A 24384-nucleotide genomic window follows, 5' to 3' on the forward strand; every position below is an offset into this window, starting at 1 on the left:
GGCGGGGCGGGGCCCCCCCCCCCCCCCCCCCCCCCCCCCCCCGGGGGGGGGGGGCCCCCCCGCGCCCCCCCCCCCCCCCCCCCCCCCCCCCCCCCACGGGCAGGTATCAGGCATACACGCGTTCCCGCAGCTCCATGATCTGCCGGGACTGGTCCTCGACGAGTCGCCGGGCCGCTGTTCCCAGTCCCGCGAGGAAGTCTCGCTCGGCGAGCGTCCGGACAGTGCCGTCGGTCACGACCACCCGCCACTGGCACATGCCCTCGACGGACACCGAGATCCGGCCGTCGTCCGAGGCGCCGGCCGCGACGATCCGTTCGCGCTCGTCGTAGAAGACCCGGTCCCGGCCGGGGTCGTCGTCGAGCTCATGGATACCCAGCTCGTCGTGGACGGCGCGCTTCCTACGGGTGAAACCGGTCCAGAGCAGTCGTGCGACCTGCTCCAGACGGCGTTCCAGCTCTGATTCGCTGACCCGGCCGTAGAAGCCGGTCGAGAAGTACAGGTCGAACGCGCCGGTGCCCCGGTACTCGCCGTGCACGCCACCGCCCGGGGCGGAGGCACCGACGACAATGCTCTCGATCAGGTTCGTCAGTTGACCCATGATTGCCGCCTCAGTTCGGGATTCCCATGAAGGCACGGTCGGTGATCGTGGTGCGGGTAGCGTCGGCAAGGGCGGGCATCGGCGGCACGAAGCTCGTACGCTCCTGCTCCACCACGGCCGTGCTGAGGCCGACGAGCAGGTTCATCCCGTTGTCGTGTTCCTGGATTTTGCCGATCAGCACGCCGATCGCCTTCTGCACCGCGGTGATCACTTCGAGCAGGGTGTTCGCGGAGAAGCGGGTCTTCGGCGGATCGTCGGGCAGCAGGGTCGCCCCGACCGAGGCCGCGCCGTCCACGGTGGCCATGGTGGTGGCGAGCAAGCACTCCGCGGTGCCCAGAGCCAAAGCCGTCGCGGAGATGGGGAACGTACCGACGACAGCGGCAGTGGCCGCGACAGCGGTCAGCATCGTGGTCAACGAGTTCTTGTCGCAGCTGCTCCTCATGTTGGTCACCGCGTCGATCGCGTCGTTCAGGATCTGAGCGATGTCGTTGCGGATCTTCGCCCAGAATTGGTCCTCGGCCTCGACGACCGCCCGCATGTACTTGACCGCGGTGCACGCGTTGGCCGCCTGGGCGGGCAGTTTGTCGAGGTAATCCCGCCGGAACGTCGTGGCCGCGACCCCGCTCCAGTCGGCCAGGCTCGTGCTGACCGTCGCGGCGAGGCTGAGGTTCCCGGCGCTTGGTTGCAGCCCGTCCGCCGGAGCCACCTCGCCCTGTCCCATGGCCAGCTTCGAGGAGGCCAGAAGCAGGTCGGTGAGCACCGCGTCGAAAGCCCGCGGGCCCGGCACCGAGTAGAACGGCTCGAACATCCTCGGGATCTCGACCATCATCGCGTCGATGGCGTGTTCGCTCCGGGCCCGGTCGACGAAGTCGGCGTCACCGTTCTTGTCGAAGATCTTCTCCACGACCAGGACAGCGGCGCGCAGCGCTGCGACACCCTCCGCCAGGTTCTCCCAGGTGTAAACGGTCATCCTCGTGCCTCGATCCCGTGCCCGCTCAGATCGATCTTGTGGGCTGCCAGTTCCCGGGCGGCCCGTTCATCGGTGTCGGCGTAGACCTCGGCGGCCAGCAGGAGCGCCTCGGCGGCCAGGTTGAGGTTTTCGGCGCTGTCCCGCAGGATCGTGACCATCACGTCGTTCATGCGCGACAGCGCGGTGTAGACCTTGCCGTGATGGCCGGTGCCGAACTCCACGGGGCGGCGGAACGCGGACTCCCATGCGCGGGGTGCCCTGGTGAGGTCCGATCGGGCAGACGTCAGGACCGCCGTCACCGCGGGCAGGTCACGATGACCGGCGTCCCAGAGCTGACCCAGTTCAACCCCGAGATCCTCATGTTCTTTAGGCATGACAGGCTCCCCACGTCGTCGAGATATTGAGCAGCGCTCCATCTGCAACGGTGAACACCGCCGGGCCGCGTTCGGTTCATCACAAGCCGATCAGGCCACCTCCCGGCGACTCGCCTCCACCCACCTGCCGAGCGTCGCCCGAGCCGCGCCGCTGTCCACCGCCCGCCCGCAGCACGCCACCGCCTCCCCGAACCCGACGCCGCCGGCTCCCACGGCCACCAGCATCGCCGCGGCGTTGAGCAGCACCACGTCGCGCACCGGCCCACCGCACCCGTCGAGCAGTTCCACGAACGTCGCCGCGTTCCGCGCCGCCGACCCGCCCCGCAGCTGTTCCGGCGCCGCCCGCGGCAACCCCAGCGCCACCGGATCCAGCACTGACTCCGCCACCACCCCGTCCCGGACCGTCCACACCCGCGACGTCGTCACCGTCGTCACCTTGTCCAACCCGTCGTCACCACGCACCACCAGCGCCTGACTGCCCCGAGCGGCCAGAACATCAGCGACCAGCGGCGCCATCCGCGCGTCGGCGACTCCGACCACCTGATGCCGAGGCCGCGCCGGGTTGATCAGCGGCCCGAGAACGTTGAACACGGTCGGCACCCCCAGGTCCCGGCGCACCGCCGCGGCATGCCGCAACCCCGGGTTGAACCGTGGCCCGAACAGGAACGTGATCCCGGCCGCGCCCGCCACCCGAGCTGCCGCCTCCGGCCCCAGATCCAGCCGCACCCCGAGGTGTTCCACCAGGTCGGCGGCCCCGGACGTGGCCGACGAGGCGGCCCGCCCGCCGTGCTTGACCACGGTCACCCCGGTCGCCGCGGCCACCACCGCCGCCATCGTCGAGATGTTGATCGCGCCGAGCCCGTCACCCCCGGTCCCGGCGATGTCGACGACCGGCCCGGGAATGTCCACCGGCAACGCACTGGCCTGCAGGGCGCTGACCAGGCCGTCGATTTCGGCGGCGGTTTCGCCTTTGGTGCGTAACGCGGCGGCGAACCCGGCCACCTGCACCGGGCTCAGCTCACCGTTGACGATCCGGGTCATCGCCCAGGCCGCCTCGTCCCGGGTCAGATTCTCGCGGCGCAGCAGCCGGGGCAGGATGGTCTTCGACAGCGGCATTCTCGGGTGTCCTCGCGGGCAGGGGCCGTCGGCGAGGCTGGTCTCCCACGAGAAACGGCCGCCTCGTCGAGGCGGCCGGTGGGTTGGTGCGTCAGGTCGGGCCGCCTAGAAGGCGCGCCACCAGAACGTCGCACACGTGATCACGGCACGGATCCTAGCACCAGGCGGGGTCGCGGCCGGTCACGGCGAGCAGCGTGGCGAACTCCCCGGCGCCGGGCGGGCAGTCGACGGGGTCACCGAACGCGCCCATGGTGCGGCCGGTCTCGACCATCGCGTCGAGGAACTCGCGGACCGGTGGCACTAGGGTCGGGTCGACCCGGTATTCCTGGCCGGTGCCGCGGGCCAGGTCCCAGCCGTGCACGACCAGGTCACCGAGGACCATCTGCCCGACGACGCGCTGCGGCAGCCCCAGCCCGGGGGACACGCCGTCGAGAGCGCCGGGGTCGGACCAGGCTTCGACCAGCCGGCTGGTCTCGGCGGCGAACGCGGTCCGCCAGTCGCCGGTGAGCCGGTCCGGGCCCGGCGTCCAGTCGACGTCCTCGCGCCGGGCCAGGGCCTGGAAGTTGTGCACCACCTGGATCAGGTGGTTGAGCAGGTCCCGCACCCGGAAGTCGGTGCAGGGTGTGGCCGCGTCGAGCTGGTCGTCGCGGACGGCGGCGACCACACCGGCGACGGCGGCCGACGCGGTGGCGAGCTGGTCACTGATCTCGGTGGACATCACGCCAGGTTACGAACGACGGCCGTCACCCTCAAGACGGTGTCACCAGTGCGGTGGACCCCGGCCACGCATCGAGGCCCTCGGCGTGCCGCATCACGCCACGCCAATCAGCGGCCGGGACGCCAGCCCCGGCGGCGGCCCCGCGCCACCGACACGCCGGTCACCGTCGCGGCCGCGCCCAGCCCCAGCACCACGGCCACGAAACGCAACGATCGGCTGCGGGCGGGCACGTCGCCGGCCGCGTACGCGGAACCGGTCCGGATCGCCGGGGAAACCGCGAGGGGCGCCGCGGACCGTGACCCGCCCTCGGCCAGGGCCCGATACGGGTTGAGCCGCCGCGCCCGATCCGAGGTGGCCACGAGCCGATCCGCCACCGCCGCGCCCGGCAGCCCCAGGAACCGCTCCCGCACCAGCGCCACCGCACCGGACACGAACCCCGCCGCGACACTCGTGCCCGCGTCCCCGGCCGCCACCAGGTCCACGGCCGGCCCGTCCGGCGAGAACGACGCCGGCGCCCCCGAGGACAGGACCGCACCGACCCCGATCACCCCGGGATACGCGGCCGGATACGTCACCGGCCGCGACGGGTCGTTGCCGGCCGCCGCCACCACGACCACGCCGCGGCGCACCGCGTACGCCACCGCCGCCCGCATCCGCGGGTCGTCGACCCCCACCACCAGCGAGATGTTGATCACTGAGGTGTGCCCGGCGGCCCACCGGATCCCGTCCGCGACCCGCCCGGCCCCGTCCGCGTCAGCCGGATCGCCGTCGGACACCCGCACCGGCACGATCGTCACCCCCGGCGCGACCGCGACGATCGCCGCCGCCACCGCCGTCCCGTGACCCGCACACCGCGCCCGACCCGGCAGCAGGTCACGCCCGGCTGCGACCCGGCCGGTGAGCTGCGGCAGCGTCGCCTCCACCCCGGAATCGACGACCGCGACCCGCACCCCGGCACCGGTCGCCAGCGCCGCCCACTGCTGCACCGGGTACGGATTCACCACCACCGGCGCCACACACGACGCCACCGCCCCCAGCCACCACACCACGCCCAGCCCCACCCCACGCAGAGACAACCGTGAATCCTAACGGGGCGGGCCATCCCGGTTGTGCCCCTGCCACGACGACGGATAGTTTGTGGGAGCCATCTGCGGCGTCGTGAGGGAAACCGGTGAGAGTCCGGTGCGGTCGCGCCACTGTGAACCGGCCCCTGACGGGGTCGGTGAGTCAGGACACTCACGCGACCGCAGCCTGTTGATCGGGACGCGTCATCCCGTAGGAGGTTGATCTGCCATGCCCAAGGCTCAGACCGTTCGCCCGCTCGCCATCCCGGCCGTCTCCACCCGCCTGCTGCTCACCGCCGCCGGCGTCGTGATCCTGCTGCTCGCCCTGGCCTACCTGGTCGCCTTCGACCAGGGCGCCCTCTCGCGCAGCGGCATGTACATGCACGAGCTCATGCACGACGGCCGCCACCTGCTGGGCGTCCCGTGCCACTGAGGTTCGGCCGGCTGCTCGTCGCCGGTCTGCTCGCCGGCCTCATCGCCGGCGTGCTGGCCGGCACGTTCGCGTACTTCGCCGGTGAACCGCGCATCGACGCGGCCATCGCCATCGAGGAACAGAACGCGCTCGCTCACGGCGAGGCCGGCGGCGGCGAGGAACTCGTCTCCCGCGACACCCAGAAGAACGTCGGCCTGATCCTCGCGACCAGCCTCTACGGCATCGCCATGGGCGGCTTCCTGGCCACCGGCTACACCCTGCTGCGCCGCCGCCTGCACACCGGCAGCGACACCCGCGCCGCCCTCGGCCTGGCCGGCGCCGCCCTGACCGGCATCGTCCTGATCCCGTTCGTCAAATACCCGCCGAACCCACCCGCGGTCGGCGACCCCGCCACCATCGACCAGCGGACCATCAGCTACCTCGCCGTGCTCGCCCTCGGCCTGGTCGCGGTCTGGGCCGGCGTCCTCGCCGCCCGCACCCAGACCCACGAATGGCGACGCGCCACCGCCGGCCTGCTCACCTTCGTCGTCGTGGTCACCATCGCCTGGCTGCTGCTGCCTGCGGTCAACGAGGTGCCGGACACGTTCCCGGCCGTGCTGCTGTGGAAGTTCCGGCTCGCGTCACTCGGCACCCAGGTCATCCTCTGGACCGTCCTCGGTGTCGCGTTCGCCGGCCTGCTGCACCGCCTGGCCACCAAGGCCACCCCGGCCGGCACCGAGGTCCCGGCCAAGGCCTGACCGCAATCGATAAGGACGCCGCGTGCCCTGCTCGCGCGGCGTCCTTCGCTCGATAAGGTCAGACGATGCGGTTCACCAACCTCGACGACCTGCTCTCCCACGACGAACTCGGCATCAGCGACTGGCTGCTCGTCGACCAGGACCGCATCGACGGCTTCGCCCGCATCACCGGCGACCACCAGTGGATCCACACCGACCCGGACCGCGCCGCCAAGGAAGGCCCGTTCGGGTCGACAATCGCCCACGGCGCCCTCACCCTCTCCCTGTGCATGACGTTCCTGACCGACATCGTTCAGGTCGACAACGTCACCTTCGTCGTCAACGGCGGCTTCGACCGGGTCCGCTTCCACACCCCGGTCCGCAGCGGCGCCCGCCTGCGCGGCCGGGTCCGCCTCCTCGAAGCCCGGCGCCTGCCCGGCGGAGCCCGGCTGATCCTGCGCACCACCGCCGAGATCGACGGCGAGCGCCGCCCCGCCTGCGTCGCCGACCACATCCTGGCCCTCTACGAGCAGACCCCCGATCAAACCCCCGATTAGGTACGCCGTGAGCCCCGCCCGGCTCGAGCAGTCCGGCGGCCCTCGCACGGCAACGCCCGGTGGGTCACTCGGTGCGCAACGCCACCGCCGTCCGTGTCCGCGCCGCCCACCCGGCCGGCAACAACGCCCCCAGCACCGCGATCACCAACCCGCCCAACCCGAAAAGGAACAGCTCCGGCACCCCGTACACGTCCAGGACCGACGCCGGCAGCCGCAACCCGGCCGACCACGCCATCCGGGTCACCACCACCCGCTGCACCAGCACCCCGAGCGGCGTCCCGAGCAGCCCACCGGCGATCCCGGTCACCACCACCGACGCGATCACCATCGTCACGGTCTGCCCCGGCGCCATCCCCAACGCCTTGTGCACGCCGAGATCGTGGACGCGTTCCCGGGTCTCCAGCACCACCGTGTTCAGCACCCCCAGCGCCGCCACCACGATCAGCATGACCGTCAGCAGCGCCGCCAAAGCGTCGATGATCAGCACGACGTCCGCAGTCCGGTCCTCGGCGACCTCCGCCCGCGCCCCGGCCGGCGCCAGCGCCGCATCCAGCGCCGCGGCGTAGCCGGCGACATCATTACCGCCGGCGACGATGACGTCGTACCCATCCGCCGTCACCCACGGCAGCGTGCCGGCCGCGGTCAGGATCTGCAGGCCACCGTTCTCGGTGTTGAACACCTCACCCACGATCCGCACCACCACCCGATGACCATGATCGGTCAGCACCACACTGTCCCCGACGCTCGTATGCGTCGCCGTCAGGAACAACGTTCCCACCACCACCTCGCCCGGCCCGCCGTACCAGGACCCCGACACCATCCGATACCCGTACCCGCACCGCCCGCCCGCACCGGCACGAACCTCCTGCGCCCCGGTCAGCCCGGCCACCGTCACCTCCGTACTACCGACCGCGCAATACCCGGCCGTCCCCGCCCGCCCCCGCAACACCGCGTCGACCGCCGCCACGTCCAGACCCGACCGCGCACCCTTCTGATGCAGCAGCGCCGGGGTCACCCGCACGTCCCCGTGCCCGGACGACGCCTGCACCTGCGTCAACGACCCGGCCAGCCCCACCGCGAACGTCACCGCCGCCGCCCCGAACCCGACCGCCGCCACCACCGCCAGCGACCGCCCCGGCCGCCCGAACGGATGCGCCAGCCCCAGCGTCACCGGCCGCGACACCGGCAACCGCCCCACCAGCCACGCCACCGACCGGCCCCGGCCCGCCGACCGGGCCCGGCCGACCGCCAGGGCGTCCACGGTCCGCAACCGGCCCGCCCGCAACGCCGCCACCCACGCCGTCACCACGACCAGGCCGACGATCCCCGCGACCACGGCCACGTCGACCCACCAGGTCACGCCCGAATCGTTCGTACCGTAAATGTGGTTGGTCTCGGAAAGCACCGGCACCATGAGCAGATTCCCGGCCACCACGCCCAGCCCCGCCCCGGCCGACGCCGGGATCACCGCCTGCGCCAGATAGGCGCGCACCACCTGACCGGGCGTGAACCCGACCGCCTTCAGAATCCCGATCCGCCGCGTCCCCGCACCGACCGCACCCGCGACCACGTTCCCGACGATCAGCACCGCCATGACCAGACCCATGATCCCGAACGCGATCAGGAACGGTACGAACAGCGCCGTGTTCCCGGCCTGGTCCTGCCGCGTCACCAGCCACGACCGTGACGCCGTCACCGCCCCCGCCGGCAACGCCGTCACCACCGCCGCCCGACCCACCCGCACCTGCGCGTCGGTGTCCGCCGCGGCGAACCGGTACAGCATCTGCCACGACCCCGCCCCGGCCAGCTGCTCCGGCACCACCCAGCCGTCCGCGGTGCCACTGATCGACCGGGCCGACCCCACAACGGTCAGAACCGGACTGCCCGGCAGATCCGGAACCGTCCACCGGGCCCCGACCGCCCGCGACCGGCCCCCACGGACCCGGCCGTCACTGGAAATCACCAGCTCGCCCGGCGCCGACGCCCACCGCCCCTCGACCAGCGACACCGCATCCACCGCACCACCCGGACCGGACCGCCCGACCAGAGTGAACGGCGGCAACGCCCGGCCCTGCCCGTCGACCGGATTCACCGCCGCCGACGGGAACGGCCCGGCCTGCGCCACCACCCCCGCCACCGGCGCCGCCAACTGCGACGACGTCACCTTCGCCGCATCGAACTGCGCGATCAGATGCGCACCACGCTGCTGCCCGAACGCCCGGTCGAACGGCCGCGACGACGCCACCAGCAACGACCCGCCCAGCACCGACGACGCCACCGCGACCAGCACCACCAGGCCGACCACCACCGTCTGCACCCGCCGCCGCGCCACCCCCGACCGGACCACCGCCCCGATCACGACGCCACCCGCCCGTCCACCAGCCGCACCGTCCGCGTCGCACACGCGCCGGCCAACGCCAGATCATGCGTGACCAGAACGATCGTCTGCCCGTCGGCGTGCAACTCGGTCAGCAACTTGCGCACGTCCTGACCCGACACCGAGTCCAGCGCACCGGTCGGCTCATCCGCCAGCAGCACCGCCGGACGGTTCATCAACGCCCGCGCCACCGCCACCCGCTGCCGCTCCCCACCCGACAACCGGCCCGGGAACCCGTCCGCGAACCGCGCCACCCCGAGCGCCTCCAGCAACTCCACCGCCCGCCGCCGCGACGCACCCCGCGACATCCCACCCAGCTGCGCCGGCAGCACCACATTGTCGAAAACGGTCAGATCATCGAGCAGATGGAAAGACTGAAAAACCATTCCGACTTTCGTACGGCGATAGCGCGCCGACCCTGACTCGCCCAGTTCGTCGACCCGCACCCCGTCCACCGTCACGGTCCCGCCCGTCGGCCGATCCAGACCCGCGACCAGGTTCAGCAACGTCGACTTGCCACTACCCGACGGACCCAGCACCGCGACCGCCTCACCACGCGCAATCGTCAGCGACACGTCGTTCAACGCCGGCGGCCCATCGCCGTACGCCCGGCTCACACTCCGAAGCTCGATCATGCCCCGACGCTAGGAGCGCACCCACCCCCGCCGCGTCGCCGGACGGAACCATTCCCGTCATCACATCGGCGTAGCCCCCGCGACCGATGCGGACCCGCGACATCGACCTCGATAATGGCCGCGTGACGACGACGAAGGTGGCCGCCCTGCTGCGCCCGTCCGGCACCCTGGCCCCCGTGCCCCGCCGCGGCCAGATCTTCGACGTGCTCCTGGCCCTGTCCCTGATCGCCGTCGCGATCACCGCCGGCGGCACCACCGGCAAGATCCACCACAGTCCGATCGTGCAACCCCACCCCGCCGGCCCGCTGTTCCCACCCGTCGAACCGCACCAGAGCGGCTGGCCCCTCGTCCTGCTGCTGGTCGTCGCACCCCTGATCGTGCGCCGCCGCTACCCCCTGGCCACCCTCTGGGCCACCATGACCATCGCCCCGGTCGTCGCCGACTACGACGCCGCCCTGCGCCTGTCCTTCTACGCCGGCGTCATCGCCGCCTACACCGCCGTCGTCTACAGCCCCTACCGCATCCCGGCCCTGGCCAGCCTCGGCGCCGCCGCCGTCCTCTACGCCGGACTCAAGGACGGACCACCCGACATCCCACCCGGCTTCGTCCCCGTCCTCGTCCTGTCCGCCCTCGCCGTCGCCGCCGACGGCCTGCGCCGCTGGAAACACCGCGCCGGCCAGCACGCCCAGGCCCTGCACCACGCCGCCGCACACGAACGCGCCCGCATCGCCCGCGAACTGCACGACGTCGTCACCCACAACGTCAGCATGATGACCATCCAGGCCGGCGCCGCCCGCACCGTCATGCCCACCAGCCCCGACCAGGCCCACCAGGCTCTGCTCGCCGTCGAATCCGCCGGCCGCGCCGCCCTCACCGAACTACGCCACGTCATGGGCCTGCTCGCCCCGTCCACCGACACCCCTGCCAGCGACCTCGTCTCCACAGCCGACTCCGGCACACTCGCCCCGGCGGCCCCCGGTGAACTCGTGCCATCAGCGGGCACACACACCCCCTCGGGCGGACCGATCCCGCCGGCCGCTGACCCCGGCGACCTGGCCCCACAGCCCGGACTCGACCGCCTCGAAGCCCTCATCAACCAGGTCAGCACCAGCGGCACCCCGGTCACCCTGACCACCACCGGCCACCGCCGCCCCGTCCCCGCCGGCATCCAACTGGCCGCCTACCGCGTCGTCCAGGAAGCCCTCACCAACACCATCCGCCACGCCGCCGGAGCCACCGCCGACGTCCAGATCACCTACACCTGCAACCAACTCCGGGTCACGGTCACCGACACCGGCGGAACACCCGGCCCCCACGACGGCAGCGGCCACGGCCTGATCGGCCTGCGCGAACGCCTCGCCGTCTACGGCGCGACCCTGCACACCGGCCCGCGCCTCACCGGCGGCTACCGCGTCGACGCCCACATCCCCCTGGACACCCCATGACCCGCACCGGCACCACCCCCGCCGCTCGGCCGGACGATCCCGGCAGCCCCGAGGTTTCCGCCGTCACGCCTCAGCCGCACCCCACCGGCGACCCCGGGACCTCGTCCGTCACCCCTCAGCCACGCCACCCCGGCGCACCGCTGCGCGTCGTGATCGCCGACGACCAGGCACTCGTCCGCGCCGGCTTCCGCATGATCCTCACCGCCGCCGGCATCGACGTCGTAGCCGAAGCCCCCGACGGCCTCACCGCCGCCGACGCCGTCCACCGCACCCACCCCGACGTCGTCCTCATGGACATCCGCATGCCCGAACTCGACGGCCTGCAAGCCACCCGCCGCATCCTCACCGGCGCCCCCGGCGAACCCCGCATCATCATGCTCACCACATTCGACCTCGACCAGTACGTCTACGCCGCCCTCACCGCCGGCGCCAGCGGCTTCCTGCTCAAGGACGTCACCCCGGAACACCTCGTCGCCGCCGTCCGCCTCATCCGCACCGGCGACGCCCTGCTGGCCCCGTCCATCACCCGCCGCCTCGTCGAACGCTTCGCCACCCCCGGCACCACCCCACCGACCGCTCACCGCGACCTGGCCACCCTCACCCCACGCGAACGCGAAGTCCTCACCCACCTGGCCCGCGGTCTGAGCAACGCCGAACTAGCCGCCCACCTGCACCTCTCCGAAGCCACCGTCAAAACCCACGTCGCCCGCATCCTCACCAAACTCGACCTGCGCGACCGGGTCCAAGCCGTGGTCCACGCCTACCAGACCGGCCTGGTCACCCCACCACCCCTGCCCTGACCAGGCCGCCCGGGGAACGCCGGGCGCCGGCGTCGAGCCGGTCGGCGCGATCCCGCGATTCGAACAGTCCAGCACCTGGCCGTCCCGAGTGCCGGTCACCAGCCGATCCGCCCACACCCGCGCCAACGACAGCGCAACCCCGTGATCCTCGCCGTCCACGTCGAGCGCCGTCACCTCCTGGTCAGCCGGGAAACGTTCTTCTCTCGGTCTGTCGGCGAAGCCGTCCTTTGTGGTGTGGGTGCGGCTTGCCGCACTACCTCTAAGCCATCCTAGGATGATGATCTAGGGACGGAGGCGATGGGCGCGCGACTCCAGATACCGCTGCTCGGCCAGACTCGCCGTGGCCCGCGCCGCCCGCCGGTACAACTCCCGCGCCGCCGCACTGTCACCCGCCTTCTCCAGCAGATGCGCCCGCACCGACAGCAACCGGTGATGCCCCGCCATCCGCTCGTCACCGTCCAGCCCGGCCAGCAACGCCAGCCCCGCCCGCGGCCCGTCGACCTCGGCCAGTGCCACCGCCCGGTTCAACGTCACCATCGGATTCGGCGCGATCCGCTCCAGGATCAGATACAACGCGTACACCTGCCGCCAGTTCGTCTCCGCCGCCGTCGCCGCATCCGCATGCGTCGCCGCGATCGCCGCCTGCAACTGATACGGCCCCAGCTCCGGCGCCCCCAGCGAACCCTTCGCCAGGGCCAGCCCCTCCTCGATCAGAGCCCGATCCCATCCCGTACGGTCCTGGGACTCCAACGGCACCAGATCCCCGCCCGCCGTCGTCCGCGCCCTCCGCCGCGCGTGCGTGAGCAGCATCAACGCCAGCAACCCGGTCACCTCCCCGTCCGACGGCAGCTGCGCGTGCACCAGCCGCGCCAGCCGGATCGCCTCCCCCGCCAGATCCGCACGCTCCAGCGACGACCCCGACGACGCCGTATAACCCTCGTTGAAGATCAGGTACAGCACGTGCAGGACCACCGGCAGCCGCTCCGCCATGTCCCGCACCGGGAACGGACCACCCGCCGCCCGGATCCGCTGCTTGGCCCGGCTGATCCGCGCCGCCACCGTCGCCTCCGGCACCAGGAACGCCCGCGCGATCTCCGCCGTCGTCAACCCGCCCACCGCACGCAACGTCAACGCCGTCTGCGACGCCGCCGTCAACACCGGATGGCAGCACAGGAACAGCAGCAGCAACGTGTCGTCGGTGTCCGGAACCTCCACCACGACGTCAGCCACCTGCGCCGACTCCCGCTCCCGCCGGGCCGACTCGCTGCGCACCTCGTCGATCAGCCGCCGCGACGCCACCGTCATCAACCAGCCCCGCGGATTCACCGGCACCCCCTGCGCCGGCCACTGCACCGACGCCGCCAGCCCCGCCTCCTGAACCGCGTCCTCACACCCCTCGAACTGCCCGAACCGGCGCACCAGCGCGCCGAGGACCTGCGGCATCACCTCCCGCAGCAGGTCCTCGATGGCCGGCCCGGTCACGCCTCCAGAACCCCGTCCGCGAACATCACCTGCCGCACCTCGACCCCCAGCCCCTCGACCGCCGCGTCCGGGATCTGCAACGCCAGCTCGATCGCCCGCTCCTTGCTGTCCACATCGACGAAGTAGAACCCGCCCAGATACTCCTTCGACTCCAGGAACGGCCCGTCGGTCACCACCGGCTGCCCGTTACGCACCTTCACCACCACCGCCTGCGACGGATCCACCAACGCCTGCGTGGTGATCAGCTCCCCGCGCTCCTTCAACCCCTCCATGAACCGGCCGTGCCCCGCACCGATCGCCGTGCGCTCCTCCTCGGTCAACGCCTCCAGCACCGCCGGGTTGATGTGCATGCTGATCAGGAACTTCATCGCCGTACCTCCGCAAGAATTCGGTCTTGTCGCCCCTTGGTCGTAGCCACCGAGCACACCTTGACATCCCCGGCCGACATTTTTGGCCACCGTCCCGGCCCGCGCCGCGTCAAGAACCCCGCACCCGCTCCGACCACCCGGCATGACACCGCGAACCGCCACCACCGGCCACGCCCGGACCTGGCTCGGCCTGGCCCTGCTCGTGCTGCCCACCCTGATCGTCGCCATGGACCTGACCGCCCTGCTGCTCGCCCTGCCCCACCTCAGCGCCGACCTCGGCGCCACCGCCGTCGAACAACTCTGGATCAGCGACGCCTACGGACTCACCGTCGCCGCCCTCGTCATCACCATGGGCACCCTCGGCGACCGCATCGGCCGCCGACGGCTGCTCCTGACCGGCGCCGCCGCCTTCGCCGCCCTCTCGCTGCTCGCCGCGTTCTCCACCAGCCCCCTCATGCTGATCGCCGCCCGCGCCCTGCTCGGCGTCGCCGGCGCCACCCTCACCCCGTCCACCCTCGCCCTGATCACCACCATGTTCCGCGACGACCACCGCCGCAGCCGCGCCATCGCCGTCTGGGCCACCTGCCAGTTCACCGGCGGCGCCCTCGGCCCCGTCCTCGCCGGGCTGCTCCTCCAGCATTTCCGGTGGAACGCGATCTTCCTGCTCGCCGTCCCGCCCATGCTGGTCCTCCTGCTCACCGGCCCGGTCCTGCTCCCCGAATCACGCGCACCACACCCCGGCCGCCTCGACCCGGCCAGCGTCGCCCTCTCCCTGCTCGCCGTGCTCCTGCTCATCTACGCCCTCAAACAGGCCACCACCGGCAACCAGCCGCTCCTGGCCACCGCGGCGTTCACCGCCGGCATCGGGCTCGCCGCCGCCTTCACCCGCCGCCAGAAACACCTCCCCACACCCCTGCTCGACCTGCGGCTGCTGCGCAACCCGACGTTCACCGCGGTCCTCGTCGCCCTCGTCGGCGCCGGCATCGCCATGGCCGGCACCGGACTGCTCATCACCCAATACCTGCAAGGCGTACGCGGTCACACCCCGCTCGCCACCGCCGTCCTGTTCGCCCCGATGGGCCTCGGCGTCGCCGTCGGCACTCTCACCGCGCCCGCCCTGGCCCGCCGCCTCGCCCCGATCACCGCCATCGCCACCGGCCTCACCGTCTCCGCCCTCGGCACCCTGCTCCTGCTCACCGACGCCCTCCCGCTGATCCTGACCGGCATCACCGTCCAGGCCCTGGGCACCGGACCACTGTTCGCCCTCGGCACCGGCCTGATCGTCAGCTCCGTCCCACCGTCCCGCGCCGGCGCCGCCGCCGCCATGTCCGAAACCGGCAACTACTTCGGCGGCTCCCTCGGCTTCGCCCTCCTCGGTGTGCTCGCCACCGTCGTCTACCGCACCCACATGAACGGCACCTCGGACTCCCTGCCCAGCGCCCTGGCCGCGAGCCACCACCTGCCCACACCCCAGGCCACCGGCCTGCTGACCGAAGCCCGGCACGCCTTCACCGCGAGCCTGCACGTCACCGCCCTGGCAGCCGCCCTCGTCCTGACCGCCCTCGCCGTCCTGATCCACACCACCCGCAAACCCCTCCCCTCCCCCCGTACCGGGCCGCCGGTAGCTTCCGGCCACAAACAACGCTGAGGACCGTCCGGCCGATGCAGGCAGCGGCACCCGATCCCGGTCCCGGCGCCGAGGCGAAGACCGGGGCTGCAGGATCGCGCACAGGCCGGCCAGCACGAACGCGAACACCGGCAGCCACAGCAGCCGATACAACGGCCACCGCCCGGCCGGCGCGTCGAGCAGGCCGGGCAGCGGGCCGGCCGGCAGGCTCGCGAAGGTGACCAGCAGCAACGCGGTCTGATGCCAGCAGAACAGCGTCATGGCGGACACGTTGAGCACGACGACCGGCCGCCACCACCCCGGCCGGTGCAGCACGGCCGCGAGGCGGGGCCGCAGCAGCACGAACAGGCCGAGCTGGGCCGCGGCAAGCGCGAGGGCGAACAGCGACGGCGGGTCGAGGTTGGACCAGCCGTCGCCGGGGACCCCGACCGCGCTCGCCGGGTACCCGGCCACGACCACCAGGACCACCCCGGTCACGAGCCCGCCGACGGCCAGAACGCGCCCGGCCCCACGGGTCAGACGACCTTCGGACAAACACATTCCGAGCAGGTACGGGGCAGCCCACCCGACCGGGGCAGCCACCAGCAGCAGCGGCGACTGCACGCCGAGATGCCGCACGACGTCACTCGCCGCGATCAGCGCGACCGGGACCACGGCCGCCCACAGGCCCCACCGCAGCATGGCGGCGCGCAGCAGCGGGGTCAGGGCGAGCAGGACGACGTACACGATCAGGAACCACATCGGGTGCGCGACCAGGGACCACACGGCATGCCGGGTGCTCGCCGGAGCGCCGACCGCCCGGAGCAGCCCGAGCGCGGGCAGCCACACCGCGCCGAGCACCAGGATCGGCCGGATCAACCGGGTCAGCCGGCTGGTCAGCCAGAGCCGGGCGGGACGGCGGCGCAGGCCACGAGCGGCCGAGAAGCCACCGGCGAAGAAGAACAGGCCGAGTGTCTCGAACACCCAGGTGAACGGGATCAGCGCCGGGTGCTCGGCCAGCGGGCTCGCGCCGTCCCACGCGGCCGGCCGGGCCGGGTCGCTGACCAGAGCGGACACCAGCCAGTGGCCGAGAACCACGCCGAGGACGGCGACGGCTCGCAGGGCGTCGACGGTGCGGTCCCGATCGGCCGGGTTCACGACGCTCCCCCGGCGATCCGGGCCAGGGCGGCCAGCGAGTCGGTGCCCGGCGCCAGGTAGTGGTCGTGGTCGCGGACGTCCGCGGTCTCGAAGATCCTCGCGCCGAAAGCGGGATCGACCGGCTTGGTGCCGTGCCCGAGACCGAACACTCGCAGACCCGGCACCCAGCGAACCCAGTCCCCCGCACTCTGCCCGGCCCAGACCGTGGCCGTCGTGCGCAGGCCGGCGACGTCGTCGACCCCCATCCCCGGGCTGCCGAACACCGCGAGGTCAGTGACCTGAGACGGCAGCCGGGACGCGGCCCGGCCGATCACCGTTGAGCCGTAACTGTGCCCGAGCAACGCGATCGTGGCCTGCGGATACGCCGTGGTCAACTGCTCGGCGAACGCGACCAGCGCGTCGGCTCCCGCCCCGGCCAGGTCCGCGCGCCCGGCCTGCTGGACGGACTGCGGCGTGTCGTAGCCGAGCCAGGCCACCACCGCATGGTCGCCCGGGCCCATGGCCTGCTGAAGATCCGCTGCCTGGGTCGCCGGTGACCGATACTGCTTGCCACCGACGCCGCGCCAGAAGTTCTGCAGCCGGTTGGACATGCCGGGCACGAGCACAGCGATCCGGCGCGCCGTCGCCAGGTCCCCGAACACCTGGGCGACCCGGCCCTGGCCGCGCGGATCGAACAGCAGGTAGGTGCCGGGAGGGCGGTTCACCGCAGTGGGCGGGGCGGTGGCCGGCGGCGCGAGCAGCGTACCGGCCGACGGGGTGACGATCATGGCGAGGACGGCCAGGACGATGTTCTTCTTCATGGCCGACAACCTGCCGGGCGCACCCATCGACGCGCATCGGCCGGTGGATCACATCGCGTCCGGCAGCGAGTAGCCCACGGGCGTACATCCGCGGGCCGATGTCCACGCTGACCAGCGCCGATACGATCACCGGCATGTCTGTACGCCTCGGTGGCCGGTCACGCTGGAGCCTCGCGCTGCTGTTCCCGGTCGCCCTCTTCCTGGTCGCCATGATGCCGGCCGGCGACGTCCTCATCCAGGTCGTCGCGATCATGCTGGTGCTGGGCCTTCCGCTGAGCCTGATGCGCCGGAACCCCATCGCGGCCCTGGTGATCGTGGTGATCAGCGCGGCGTTGATCGTGCCGGCCGTGCACCAGCAGTTCTCCGGCCGGGTGCTGCTCGTCCCACTGCTGATCCTGGCCGACATCGGGGTCGGCAACGTCGCCGCCAAGGCTCCGCGGCGGCGCTCGGTCACGGCGGCGGTGGCGACCGCCGCCACCCAGATGCTGCTGGCCGCGCTGGACAGTCCGAACGACCTGACCACGCTCTACGTCATCGAGATCCTCGGGGTCGTGACCGCGTGGGTGATCGGCAACTCGGTCCGGCAGCGCTCCCTGTACGCGGCCGCGCAACGCGCCGAGGCCGAGGACCGGGCGGTGCAGGCCGAACGGCTGCGGATCGCCCGGGAACTGCACGACATGATCGCGCACAGCATCGGAGTCATCGCGGTGCAGGCCGGGATGGGCCGCCGGGTGATCGACACCCAGCCGGCCGAGGCCCGCAACGCGCTGGCCAACATCGAGGACACCAGCCGGGACACCGCGGCGGCACTGCGCCGGATGCTGGGCACCCTGCGGCGCAACGACCTGGAGGCGGGTCCCGCGGCACGGGAACCGGCGCCCGGCCTGGACGATCTGGAGAGCCTGATCGCCCGTACCGAGCAAGCGGGTCTGAAGGTTTTCCTGCGGCGCAGCCGCGAACAGGCGCCACTGCCGCCGGACATCGACCTGTCGGCGTTCCGTATCGTGCAGGAAGCCATGACCAACGTGATCCGGCACGCCGCCACCGACCGGTGCGACGTCGTCATCGAGCAGGGGCCGCAGGTGCTGACCATCGAGGTGACCGACGCCGGGCGCGGCATCACCGGCGACGGTGATCACGGGTACGGGATCTCCGGCATGCGCGAACGGGTCAGCCTGCTCGGCGGCGACTTCAGCGCCGGTCCCCGCGACCAGGGCGGCTTCCGGGTGTACGCGCGCATCCCGATGCCGGGCGAAGGCGCATGAGCGTCCGGGTGCTGCTCGTCGACGACCAGCCGCTGATCCGCAACGGCCTGCGGGTGCTGATCAACGACGCCGAGGACCTCACCGTGACCGGCGAGGCCGGCAACGGCGCCGAGGCGGTGCGCCTGGCCCGCGAACAACGGCCGGACGTGGTGGTGATGGACATCCGGATGCCGGTGATGGACGGCATCGAGGCGACCCGGCACCTGCTGTCCGGAATCGATCCGCCCAGAGTGCTGATCCTGACCACCTTCGACGACGACGAGTACGTCTACGCCGCGCTGCGCGCCGGGGCCAGCGGATTCCTGGTCAAGGACATGGCCCTCGACGACATCCTCGGTGCGGTCCGGGTCGTCGCCGGCGGAGACGCGCTGATCGCCCCGAGCGTGACCCGGCGGCTGATCGAGCAGTTCGCCGGCCGCCCGGCCGTGCCCGCCCCGGTCTACCGTTCCGCCGAGGGCATCACCGAACGGGAGCGGGAAGTGCTGACCCTGGTCGGCCTGGGCCGCTCCAACGCGGAGATCGCCACCGGCCTGCACATCAGCCCGGCGACCGCCAAAGCCCACGTGGCTCGCCTGTTCACCAAACTCGACGCGCGCGACCGCGTGCACCTGGTGATCATGGCATACGAGATGGGGTTGGTAAGCCCCGGGGCGTAAGCCCGCGGGCCGATTCGCGGCGGCCGCCCACCGCCTACCTTCAGGGCCGTGACCATCCTCAACGCCATCGCCACCACCCTGTCGCGCCACACCCGGTACCTCGACGGCGAACTGCACACGATCGGCGGCCTCGTCCGGCCGGGCGACGTGTGCCTGGACATCGGGTCAGCCGCCGGCCTGTACAGCCGGCTGCTGTCCGACCTGGTCGGCCCGGACGGCGCGGTGCACAGTGCCGAACCGCTGCCCTTCGGACACCCGTTCTGGACCCGTGTCCTCGGCGCACAGCGCCGCGCCAACGTCCACCATCGCACCGTCGCCCTCGGCGCCGAACCCGGCCGGGCGGCGATGCGGGTGCCCTACACCGCCGCCGGCCCGGCCACCAGCCGCTCCTTCCTCGACTGGAAGAGCCGCGGAGTCGGCTCCAACGACGAGTTCACCCGGCACGAGGACGTGGTGGTGGAGGTGACGACGGTGGACGAGCTGGTGGCCCAGGCCCGGTTGCACCGCCTCGACTTCGTCAAGATCGACGTCGAGGGCGGGGAGCTGCACGTACTGCACGGTGCGGCGGAGACCGTGGACAAATTCCGTCCCGTCATGTTCATCGAGATCGAGGAGAGACACACCGCCCGGTACGCCTACTCCCCCGAGAACGTCGTCGAATGGCTCACGGCGCGCGGGTACGTCATGTACACCTGGGAGCGGGGATGGCGGACGGCAGGACGGGTGTGCGCCCACACGAACAACTATCTCTTCCGGCCGCGTTGACCCCTCAGCCGTTCCGGTCCGTCACGCTGGGACCACCCAAGCCGTCAGAATCATTCCAGCAAAGAACCGAAGACGTCGGTTACCGCCGTCTACCGGCGCCCCGGCAAACCCACCGCCGACTGCCGGTCCACGAAATCGCAGGACTGCCCGAAGGAAATGCCGCAATGTACGCCCTGGAATCGGCAGCAGACTGGCTCCAGGGCGTGCACCCGTACCTGCGGGCCGAGCAGATCGGCTAGCGCGGCGGCATGCCGCCGCGCAGCCACCCGCCTATAGGACCGGGCGACCGGCATCCAGGCGGACTCGTCGGCCAGCATCGCACGCAGCCCGGCCATCGCCGCCGACCGCACTGCGCCGACATGATCCACCGCGCGTTCGACCAGGAACGGTACGAACGCGGTCTGCAGCTTGCGGCCCATCGCGGCCACCGCCGCCTCGCGGACATGACCGTCCGGGTGCAGACTGGCCAGCGCCCAGCTCAGCGGTGTGTCACTGAGCTTGAGTAGCCCGTCGAGCTCGCGGCGGCGGGCGTGGAAGAACAGGCCGTCCAGCGACTTGGCGCAGGTATGCAACCCGGTGAGAGCTGCGGCGGCCCGCGCCCCGCGCAGCGGGGTCAGCGCGGCGATCAGGCGCTGGTATGCGGGCAGGTCGTGCCGTGCGGTGGCGAGTACCAGAGCAGCGACCTCGGCGGCCGCCTCGGTGAAGGCCTCGCGGCGCCAGACGTGAAGCATCAAGGCAGCGCCACCGCCGAAGAAGAGCAGGCAGATGGTCGCCGACCGGGGATCGGCGGCGAAGCCGGCCAGCGAAACCAGTGCCATTACCGTGCAGCACCAGAGACCGACGTGTTCGGTTACGGTCAGCTGCCGCCATCGGAAACGCATGGCGCGCACCGTACCGGAAATGATCTTTGTGTCATGCCGCGGTCTAGCGGCAGATCGCAGGAGCAAGCGAGCACTACGGCGGGTCAGTGCCTGAGCTTGTCGAACTCGCAGCGAACGACACCGCACCGACCTGCATCAACCACGTGCAGGCGCTGGAGCCGACACGATGGTCCGGCGACGTCTGGCTTCACCAGCCCGACGGTCCGCCGTTTTTTGACCCCAGAGATCCGCTGAGCGTGACTGACGGCGGTCGACGACTAACCGAAGACCGGGTTCCACGCTGGTCAGCACGCACAGATCGCGGCAGATCAGTACGGTGGAGACCCTCTTCGGTCACCCGCCAGGGGCAGGCGAAGCTTAGTGCGACTCCACGCAGCCTGGGCTTTCAGCAATGCGACGGCCTCGGCTTGGTCGCGTCGGGCAGCGGTTGCGATCGCTGCAACTCGATCGGCCAGGTCATGCGCCCACTCGCGATCGTCGCTCCGCCCCGTGCGCTCCGCTACCTCCGCCGCGGCGAGCGCAGCCGGGAAGTCGCCCAGGAGCAGACGTGAGTAGAACAGCCGTTCATGGAAGTGGCAGTTGAGCCCGTTACTCGTCCAGGCATGGAGCTCTGCCGCAATCGCATACGTGGGAAGGTCGCCGAACCTGGCGAAGAACGGAACGACTTCGCCGCTGATGGCTCCTGCGATCTCCGCCATCACGGGCTCCGCAAGGACCAAGTCCTCCGGCAGATCCCGGAACCTGCCCAGTTGTGTGGCCCGCTTGTCCAACGACAGATCAGCAATCAAGTACTCAGCGGGCTCGCACAGAAGCTGGATGTCCGCTGACATCTGAAAACTCCGGGACCCTGGCCGTGTCTGCATCACCACGTAGCAGAGCAACCAGTCAATGGGTTGCTGGTAGAGCAGCGCATTCCTGTGACCCCATGCGCCGGGCAGCTTCGGGACAAGATACTCGCGCGCGGCCCGGGCCCACTCAGTCGATCTCACAACAGCATGGTTAAGCACGTCGCCGCTCGAGGTTGGCGAACATCAGAAACCCGGCCTGCCGGGCCGCACGCCCGCGCTTTTGAGCACGAGCAACCTCCGGCCGGCACCCGGCAGCCGTGACGCTCTATAGCGAGCGGATCGCGGCAGATCAGTGCATCGGGTCGTTGGCAAGGCTGAATGTCGTCCAGCTAGAAGTGCGCTCCGGAGGCCCGAGGACCTCGATGGTGAACGCAGCGAAATCGTTGGTGCTATCCCGAACCTCGAAGCCCTCCGAGGTCAATATTTCCGTCATGACGCGGAGCATGCCCTGACGGACCACCTGGAAGTGGACGTAGGTCGGCGCGGTGATGTCCTTCGCCGCAATCGTCTGCATGACGGCCTCCATCAACACACGGTCGACGCGCCAATCAACCCGCACCGGAGCATGGCAATCCGCGAGCTTGTCGACCCCAACCTGCGCGCCCGATCGCCAGCCGAGGGCTCATGCTGGAAGGCACGACAGGAAGCCCAGCCGCAGCAAGAGCACCCGAACGTGTCCGGCGAGGTCCTCCCGACGAGCCAGCACTTCATTGGCCACCAACTCGATCATGACTATGTTCTTACCAGGTCACACCTGGCAAGCTGCCTCATTCCCCTGCGCGGAGCTAGTGCCGCGCCCGAGCGTGGAAAGCCGCAGAAGAGCGAACGCGAAGAGTGAAACAAGTCGTTGTCTGCGGTGAGGACGGGACCCTGTGAATGGGCGAAGGCTCTGATCGCTCTAGAGTTCGGCGGTGATTGTCAACCGGCTTTTTCGCACCGTCGCGCTCACCGTCATTGGGGCGTTGGTGGTCGGTACCTCCATGGGGTGCTCCGGCCCGGCAACAGCGCTCGGAGGGTGCTCTGCTCGGGATGAGCGGTTTGCGGTAGTGCTGGTTGACCTTCCGATCATGTCGGTGCATCCGGACGCCGCGACGACGAAGGACCGATACTCGGGCTGCGACTCTGACGATGGCTTCGCGTATGCCGGCCAGCGGTACCAGACGGAGCTGGACCGCGAGGCCGTCATGTCGTTCTACCGTGCTGCTGCCGCGGCCGACGGGTGGCAGGCGGACGGGGAGAATCCGACCCCGGTGCCGTCGGCTGACTTGGTGGTTTCCGCCGCCGCTGGCTGCTTCCGCAAGGATATCGATGGCACCACGGCATACCTGAACGTGTGGTACCCGAGTGACCTCAATATTCCCGGCGAGGTCCAGGAGCCAGCGGATGTGTACGGCATCGAGGTAACCGGCTCTTATGACGGGGACGCCTGGTGCTGAAATAGAACCAATCTCGCGAGTGGTCTCGCCCTCAGTTAGGTACGCACTCACATCGGCAAATCCGCGCACTCGTAGCGTCCCGTCGCCGAGCCGACCGACTGTGACCGAGCGTCATCCCGAGCCGGGATAGGTGACGCTTTGGCATGCTGAGGCCCGCGAAGCCGTGTCCCCACCCATCGATGATCGTTGTGGCGGTCGTGGCGGACCGAGTAGAAGCGGTCGATGTGCTGGCGGAGTTCCGCGAGCAGTTCTACCGATGCATGACCCGGCGGCGGACGCGTTATTCGAGCTGACCGAGGCGCTGTTGTGCACCGACGGGCCGGTCAAGACGCTGGTCGGGTTGTCGCTGGCGCCGGAGCACCGGCGCGGCCACGGCGCCATGTACGACGCGCTCAACCACGGCCGCATCGAGGTGGCATCGCTGCGCCGGCAGCTGACCAAGACTCCGTTGCCGCGGGCTGCGGACGGCCGCCTCGTGCTGGCCGTCGACGTCTCGCCGTGGCTACGCCCGGACGGCAACTGCAGTCCGCAGCGCTCGTTCTGCCACACCTACGGGCGCGGCAAGGACGAACACCGCATGATCCCGGGCTGGCCGTACTCGATCGTCGCCGCCCTGGAGACCGGCCGCACCTCGTGGACCGCCCTGCTCGACGCCGTCGGTCTGCCGCCGCCGGCCGCAGACGTCACCACGATCACCTGCGCACAGATCCGACGGCTCGTCGACCGTCTCACCGACGCCGGGCAGTGGGACCCCGACGACCGCGACATCCTCATCGTCCTCGACGCCGGCTACGAAGCCCCACGCATCGCCTGGCTGCTACGCGACCTGCCGGTGGAGATCCTCGGCCGGATGCGCTCCGACCGGGTGCTGCGCCGAGCGACCCCACCGCGGGTCTACCAGCCCTTGGGCGGTCGACAGGCCAAGCACGGCGGCGAGTTCGTCTTCGGTGACCCCGCCACCTGGGACGTCGAGCACGCGATCACGCACACCGACACCCGCCTCTACGGCCAGGTAAAAGCGCCGGCCTGGGATCGGCTGCACCCGCGGCTGACCCGCCGGGCCGCCTGGATCGACCACGACCAGGCGCTGCCGATCATCGCCGGCACGGTCATCCGGCTCACCGTCGACCGCCTACCGAGCCACGGCGAACCGAAGCCGCTCACCAGCGCGTGCACCAAAACCCAGCCGGCCCGGCCCCGGACGCCCGCCAGGCTCCCGCAACCGGCACACCGCTGCGCGCCACGACGTGGGCCTCATCCTGGTCACCGGCCAGGCACACCAGCGGCCAACCCATCACAAAGAAGGGCACCAAGCC

24 protein-coding genes, 2 pseudogenes and 1 riboswitch are annotated in these 24384 nt (G+C 71.1%); of the genes and pseudogenes, 11 read left to right on the forward strand and 15 right to left on the reverse strand.

Going from position 1 to position 24384, the window contains the following annotated elements; all coding sequences use genetic code 11:
• Window positions 1-106: 106 nt before the first annotated feature.
• The 6 genes from ACH442_RS22220 to ACH442_RS22245 all read right to left on the reverse strand — a co-directional run bounded on the left by ACH442_RS22220 (window position 107) and on the right by ACH442_RS22245 (window position 4852).
• Window positions 107-598 (reverse strand): hypothetical protein, encoded by a 492-nt coding sequence (locus tag ACH442_RS22220; protein WP_396339976.1) that lies wholly within the window; start codon window positions 596-598, stop codon window positions 107-109.
• A 10-nt stretch (window positions 599-608) separates the two neighbouring features.
• A complete protein-coding gene (locus ACH442_RS22225) occupies window positions 609-1568 on the reverse strand; it encodes a hypothetical protein (RefSeq protein WP_396339977.1) in 960 nt (319 codons plus the stop codon).
• On the reverse strand, window positions 1565-1942 hold the full coding sequence (locus ACH442_RS22230) for a hypothetical protein (protein ID WP_396339978.1): 378 nt from the start codon (window positions 1940-1942) through the stop codon (window positions 1565-1567). Before ACH442_RS22230 ends, ACH442_RS22225 begins: the two co-directional genes overlap by 4 nt.
• Before the next feature lie 90 nt (window positions 1943-2032).
• Complete coding sequence (gene trpD, locus ACH442_RS22235; RefSeq protein WP_396339979.1) at window positions 2033-3058, reverse strand: anthranilate phosphoribosyltransferase; 1026 nt, start codon at window positions 3056-3058, stop codon at window positions 2033-2035.
• 154 nt (window positions 3059-3212) lie between these two features.
• Window positions 3213-3776 (reverse strand): TIGR03086 family metal-binding protein, encoded by a 564-nt coding sequence (locus tag ACH442_RS22240; protein WP_396339980.1) that lies wholly within the window; start codon window positions 3774-3776, stop codon window positions 3213-3215.
• 107 nt (window positions 3777-3883) lie between these two features.
• Entirely contained in the window at window positions 3884-4852 is a 969-nt protein-coding gene (locus ACH442_RS22245) for a S8 family serine peptidase (protein ID WP_396339981.1), read from the reverse strand.
• An 87-nt stretch (window positions 4853-4939) separates the two neighbouring features.
• Window positions 4940-5012: riboswitch (cobalamin riboswitch) on the forward strand.
• Between the two features lie 57 nt (window positions 5013-5069).
• On the opposite strand from ACH442_RS22245, the gene ACH442_RS22250 reads away from it, so the two are divergent.
• The 3 genes from ACH442_RS22250 (at window position 5070) to ACH442_RS22260 (ending at window position 6546) form a co-directional block, all read left to right on the forward strand.
• On the forward strand, window positions 5070-5273 hold the full coding sequence (locus tag ACH442_RS22250; RefSeq protein WP_203744322.1) for a CbtB-domain containing protein: 204 nt from the start codon (window positions 5070-5072) through the stop codon (window positions 5271-5273).
• Window positions 5264-6010 (forward strand): CbtA family protein, encoded by a 747-nt coding sequence (locus ACH442_RS22255; protein WP_396339982.1) that lies wholly within the window; start codon window positions 5264-5266, stop codon window positions 6008-6010. Before ACH442_RS22250 ends, ACH442_RS22255 begins: the two co-directional genes overlap by 10 nt.
• A gap of 65 nt (window positions 6011-6075) precedes the next feature.
• Complete coding sequence (locus ACH442_RS22260) at window positions 6076-6546, forward strand: MaoC family dehydratase (RefSeq protein ID WP_396339983.1); 471 nt, start codon at window positions 6076-6078, stop codon at window positions 6544-6546.
• A 64-nt stretch (window positions 6547-6610) separates the two neighbouring features.
• Here ACH442_RS22260 and ACH442_RS22265 read toward each other — a convergent pair whose 3' ends face one another.
• Window positions 6611-8905, reverse strand: coding sequence for an ABC transporter permease (locus ACH442_RS22265; RefSeq protein WP_396339984.1), 2295 nt, complete (start codon window positions 8903-8905; stop codon window positions 6611-6613).
• A complete protein-coding gene (locus tag ACH442_RS22270; protein ID WP_396339985.1) occupies window positions 8902-9558 on the reverse strand; it encodes an ABC transporter ATP-binding protein in 657 nt (218 codons plus the stop codon). Before ACH442_RS22270 ends, ACH442_RS22265 begins: the two co-directional genes overlap by 4 nt.
• Window positions 9559-9680: 122 nt before the next feature.
• Here ACH442_RS22270 and ACH442_RS22275 point away from each other — a divergent pair, with 122 nt between their 5' ends.
• Window positions 9681-11003: a sensor histidine kinase gene (locus ACH442_RS22275; RefSeq protein WP_396339986.1), complete on the forward strand. Its 1323-nt coding sequence runs from the start codon at window positions 9681-9683 to the stop codon at window positions 11001-11003.
• Window positions 11000-11803, forward strand: coding sequence for a response regulator (locus tag ACH442_RS22280; RefSeq protein WP_396339987.1), 804 nt, complete (start codon window positions 11000-11002; stop codon window positions 11801-11803). Before ACH442_RS22275 ends, ACH442_RS22280 begins: the two co-directional genes overlap by 4 nt.
• 282 nt (window positions 11804-12085) lie before the next feature.
• Here the strand turns inward: ACH442_RS22280 and ACH442_RS22285 are convergent, their stop codons facing one another.
• On the reverse strand, window positions 12086-13285 hold the full coding sequence (locus tag ACH442_RS22285) for an RNA polymerase sigma factor (RefSeq protein WP_396339988.1): 1200 nt from the start codon (window positions 13283-13285) through the stop codon (window positions 12086-12088).
• Window positions 13282-13653: a YciI family protein gene (locus ACH442_RS22290; RefSeq protein WP_396339989.1), complete on the reverse strand. Its 372-nt coding sequence runs from the start codon at window positions 13651-13653 to the stop codon at window positions 13282-13284. The genes ACH442_RS22285 and ACH442_RS22290 overlap by 4 nt, the downstream gene beginning before the upstream one ends.
• 142 nt (window positions 13654-13795) lie before the next feature.
• Between ACH442_RS22290 and ACH442_RS22295 the strand changes: the two genes are divergently transcribed.
• Window positions 13796-15301 (forward strand): MFS transporter, encoded by a 1506-nt coding sequence (locus tag ACH442_RS22295; RefSeq protein WP_396339990.1) that lies wholly within the window; start codon window positions 13796-13798, stop codon window positions 15299-15301.
• A gap of 141 nt (window positions 15302-15442) precedes the next feature.
• Here ACH442_RS22295 and ACH442_RS22300 read toward each other — a convergent pair.
• Both ACH442_RS22300 and ACH442_RS22305 read right to left on the reverse strand, forming a co-directional pair.
• A pseudogene (locus tag ACH442_RS22300) lies at window positions 15443-16417 on the reverse strand (acyltransferase); the annotation flags it as partial.
• Window positions 16414-17217, reverse strand: a complete 804-nt coding sequence (locus tag ACH442_RS22305; RefSeq protein WP_396339991.1) for an alpha/beta hydrolase — start codon at window positions 17215-17217, stop codon at window positions 16414-16416. The pseudogene ACH442_RS22300 and the gene ACH442_RS22305, both read right to left, overlap by 4 nt.
• A gap of 134 nt (window positions 17218-17351) precedes the next feature.
• Between ACH442_RS22305 and ACH442_RS22310 the strand changes: the two genes are divergently transcribed.
• The 3 genes from ACH442_RS22310 to ACH442_RS22320 are packed head-to-tail and all read left to right on the forward strand — an operon-like array spanning window position 17352 to window position 19903.
• A complete protein-coding gene (locus tag ACH442_RS22310; protein WP_396339992.1) occupies window positions 17352-18482 on the forward strand; it encodes a sensor histidine kinase in 1131 nt (376 codons plus the stop codon).
• Window positions 18479-19138 (forward strand): response regulator, encoded by a 660-nt coding sequence (locus ACH442_RS22315; RefSeq protein WP_396339993.1) that lies wholly within the window; start codon window positions 18479-18481, stop codon window positions 19136-19138. Before ACH442_RS22310 ends, ACH442_RS22315 begins: the two co-directional genes overlap by 4 nt.
• Window positions 19139-19186: 48 nt before the next feature.
• The gene (locus tag ACH442_RS22320; protein ID WP_396339994.1) at window positions 19187-19903 is read left to right on the forward strand and encodes an FkbM family methyltransferase; all 717 of its coding nucleotides are present in this window, start codon (window positions 19187-19189) and stop codon (window positions 19901-19903) included.
• 89 nt (window positions 19904-19992) lie between these two features.
• Here the strand turns inward: ACH442_RS22320 and ACH442_RS22325 are convergent, their stop codons facing one another.
• The 3 genes from ACH442_RS22325 to ACH442_RS22335 all read right to left on the reverse strand — a co-directional run bounded on the left by ACH442_RS22325 (window position 19993) and on the right by ACH442_RS22335 (window position 22146).
• Window positions 19993-20784: a hypothetical protein gene (locus ACH442_RS22325; protein WP_396339995.1), complete on the reverse strand. Its 792-nt coding sequence runs from the start codon at window positions 20782-20784 to the stop codon at window positions 19993-19995.
• A 308-nt stretch (window positions 20785-21092) separates the two neighbouring features.
• Window positions 21093-21773 (reverse strand): hypothetical protein, encoded by a 681-nt coding sequence (locus ACH442_RS22330; RefSeq protein ID WP_396339996.1) that lies wholly within the window; start codon window positions 21771-21773, stop codon window positions 21093-21095.
• A 148-nt stretch (window positions 21774-21921) separates the two neighbouring features.
• Complete coding sequence (locus tag ACH442_RS22335) at window positions 21922-22146, reverse strand: hypothetical protein (RefSeq protein WP_396339997.1); 225 nt, start codon at window positions 22144-22146, stop codon at window positions 21922-21924.
• A 397-nt stretch (window positions 22147-22543) separates the two neighbouring features.
• On the opposite strand from ACH442_RS22335, the gene ACH442_RS22340 reads away from it, so the two are divergent.
• On the forward strand, window positions 22544-23068 hold the full coding sequence (locus ACH442_RS22340; RefSeq protein ID WP_396339998.1) for a hypothetical protein: 525 nt from the start codon (window positions 22544-22546) through the stop codon (window positions 23066-23068).
• A gap of 179 nt (window positions 23069-23247) precedes the next feature.
• Window positions 23248-24230, forward strand: a pseudogene (locus ACH442_RS22345) (transposase); the annotation flags it as partial.
• Window positions 24231-24384 lie beyond the last annotated feature (154 nt).

The sequence above is a fragment of the Actinoplanes sp. NPDC020271 genome, assembly GCF_044388125.1.
In the GTDB taxonomy this organism is placed as follows: domain Bacteria; phylum Actinomycetota; class Actinomycetes; order Mycobacteriales; family Micromonosporaceae; genus Actinoplanes.

What these genes read in the sequence shown, in the direction of transcription:
- trpD (WP_396339979.1), bottom strand. Translation starts at nt 3,058, where the DNA reads ATGCCGCTGTCGAAGACCATCCTGCCCCGGCTGCTGCGCCGCGAGAAT.
- ACH442_RS22325 (WP_396339995.1), bottom strand. Translation starts at nt 20,784, where the DNA reads ATGCGTTTCCGATGGCGGCAGCTGACCGTAACCGAACACGTCGGTCTC.
- ACH442_RS22315 (WP_396339993.1), top strand. Translation starts at nt 18,479, where the DNA reads ATGAGCGTCCGGGTGCTGCTCGTCGACGACCAGCCGCTGATCCGCAAC.
- ACH442_RS22220 (WP_396339976.1), bottom strand. Translation starts at nt 598, where the DNA reads ATGGGTCAACTGACGAACCTGATCGAGAGCATTGTCGTCGGTGCCTCC.
- ACH442_RS22250 (WP_203744322.1), top strand. Translation starts at nt 5,070, where the DNA reads ATGCCCAAGGCTCAGACCGTTCGCCCGCTCGCCATCCCGGCCGTCTCC.
- ACH442_RS22270 (WP_396339985.1), bottom strand. Translation starts at nt 9,558, where the DNA reads ATGATCGAGCTTCGGAGTGTGAGCCGGGCGTACGGCGATGGGCCGCCG.
- ACH442_RS22295 (WP_396339990.1), top strand. Translation starts at nt 13,796, where the DNA reads ATGACACCGCGAACCGCCACCACCGGCCACGCCCGGACCTGGCTCGGC.
- ACH442_RS22280 (WP_396339987.1), top strand. Translation starts at nt 11,000, where the DNA reads ATGACCCGCACCGGCACCACCCCCGCCGCTCGGCCGGACGATCCCGGC.
- ACH442_RS22305 (WP_396339991.1), bottom strand. Translation starts at nt 17,217, where the DNA reads ATGAAGAAGAACATCGTCCTGGCCGTCCTCGCCATGATCGTCACCCCG.
- ACH442_RS22225 (WP_396339977.1), bottom strand. Translation starts at nt 1,568, where the DNA reads ATGACCGTTTACACCTGGGAGAACCTGGCGGAGGGTGTCGCAGCGCTG.
- ACH442_RS22230 (WP_396339978.1), bottom strand. Translation starts at nt 1,942, where the DNA reads ATGCCTAAAGAACATGAGGATCTCGGGGTTGAACTGGGTCAGCTCTGG.
- ACH442_RS22290 (WP_396339989.1), bottom strand. Translation starts at nt 13,653, where the DNA reads ATGAAGTTCCTGATCAGCATGCACATCAACCCGGCGGTGCTGGAGGCG.
- ACH442_RS22335 (WP_396339997.1), bottom strand. Translation starts at nt 22,146, where the DNA reads ATGCAGACGATTGCGGCGAAGGACATCACCGCGCCGACCTACGTCCAC.
- ACH442_RS22240 (WP_396339980.1), bottom strand. Translation starts at nt 3,776, where the DNA reads ATGTCCACCGAGATCAGTGACCAGCTCGCCACCGCGTCGGCCGCCGTC.
- ACH442_RS22260 (WP_396339983.1), top strand. Translation starts at nt 6,076, where the DNA reads ATGCGGTTCACCAACCTCGACGACCTGCTCTCCCACGACGAACTCGGC.
- ACH442_RS22310 (WP_396339992.1), top strand. Translation starts at nt 17,352, where the DNA reads ATGTCTGTACGCCTCGGTGGCCGGTCACGCTGGAGCCTCGCGCTGCTG.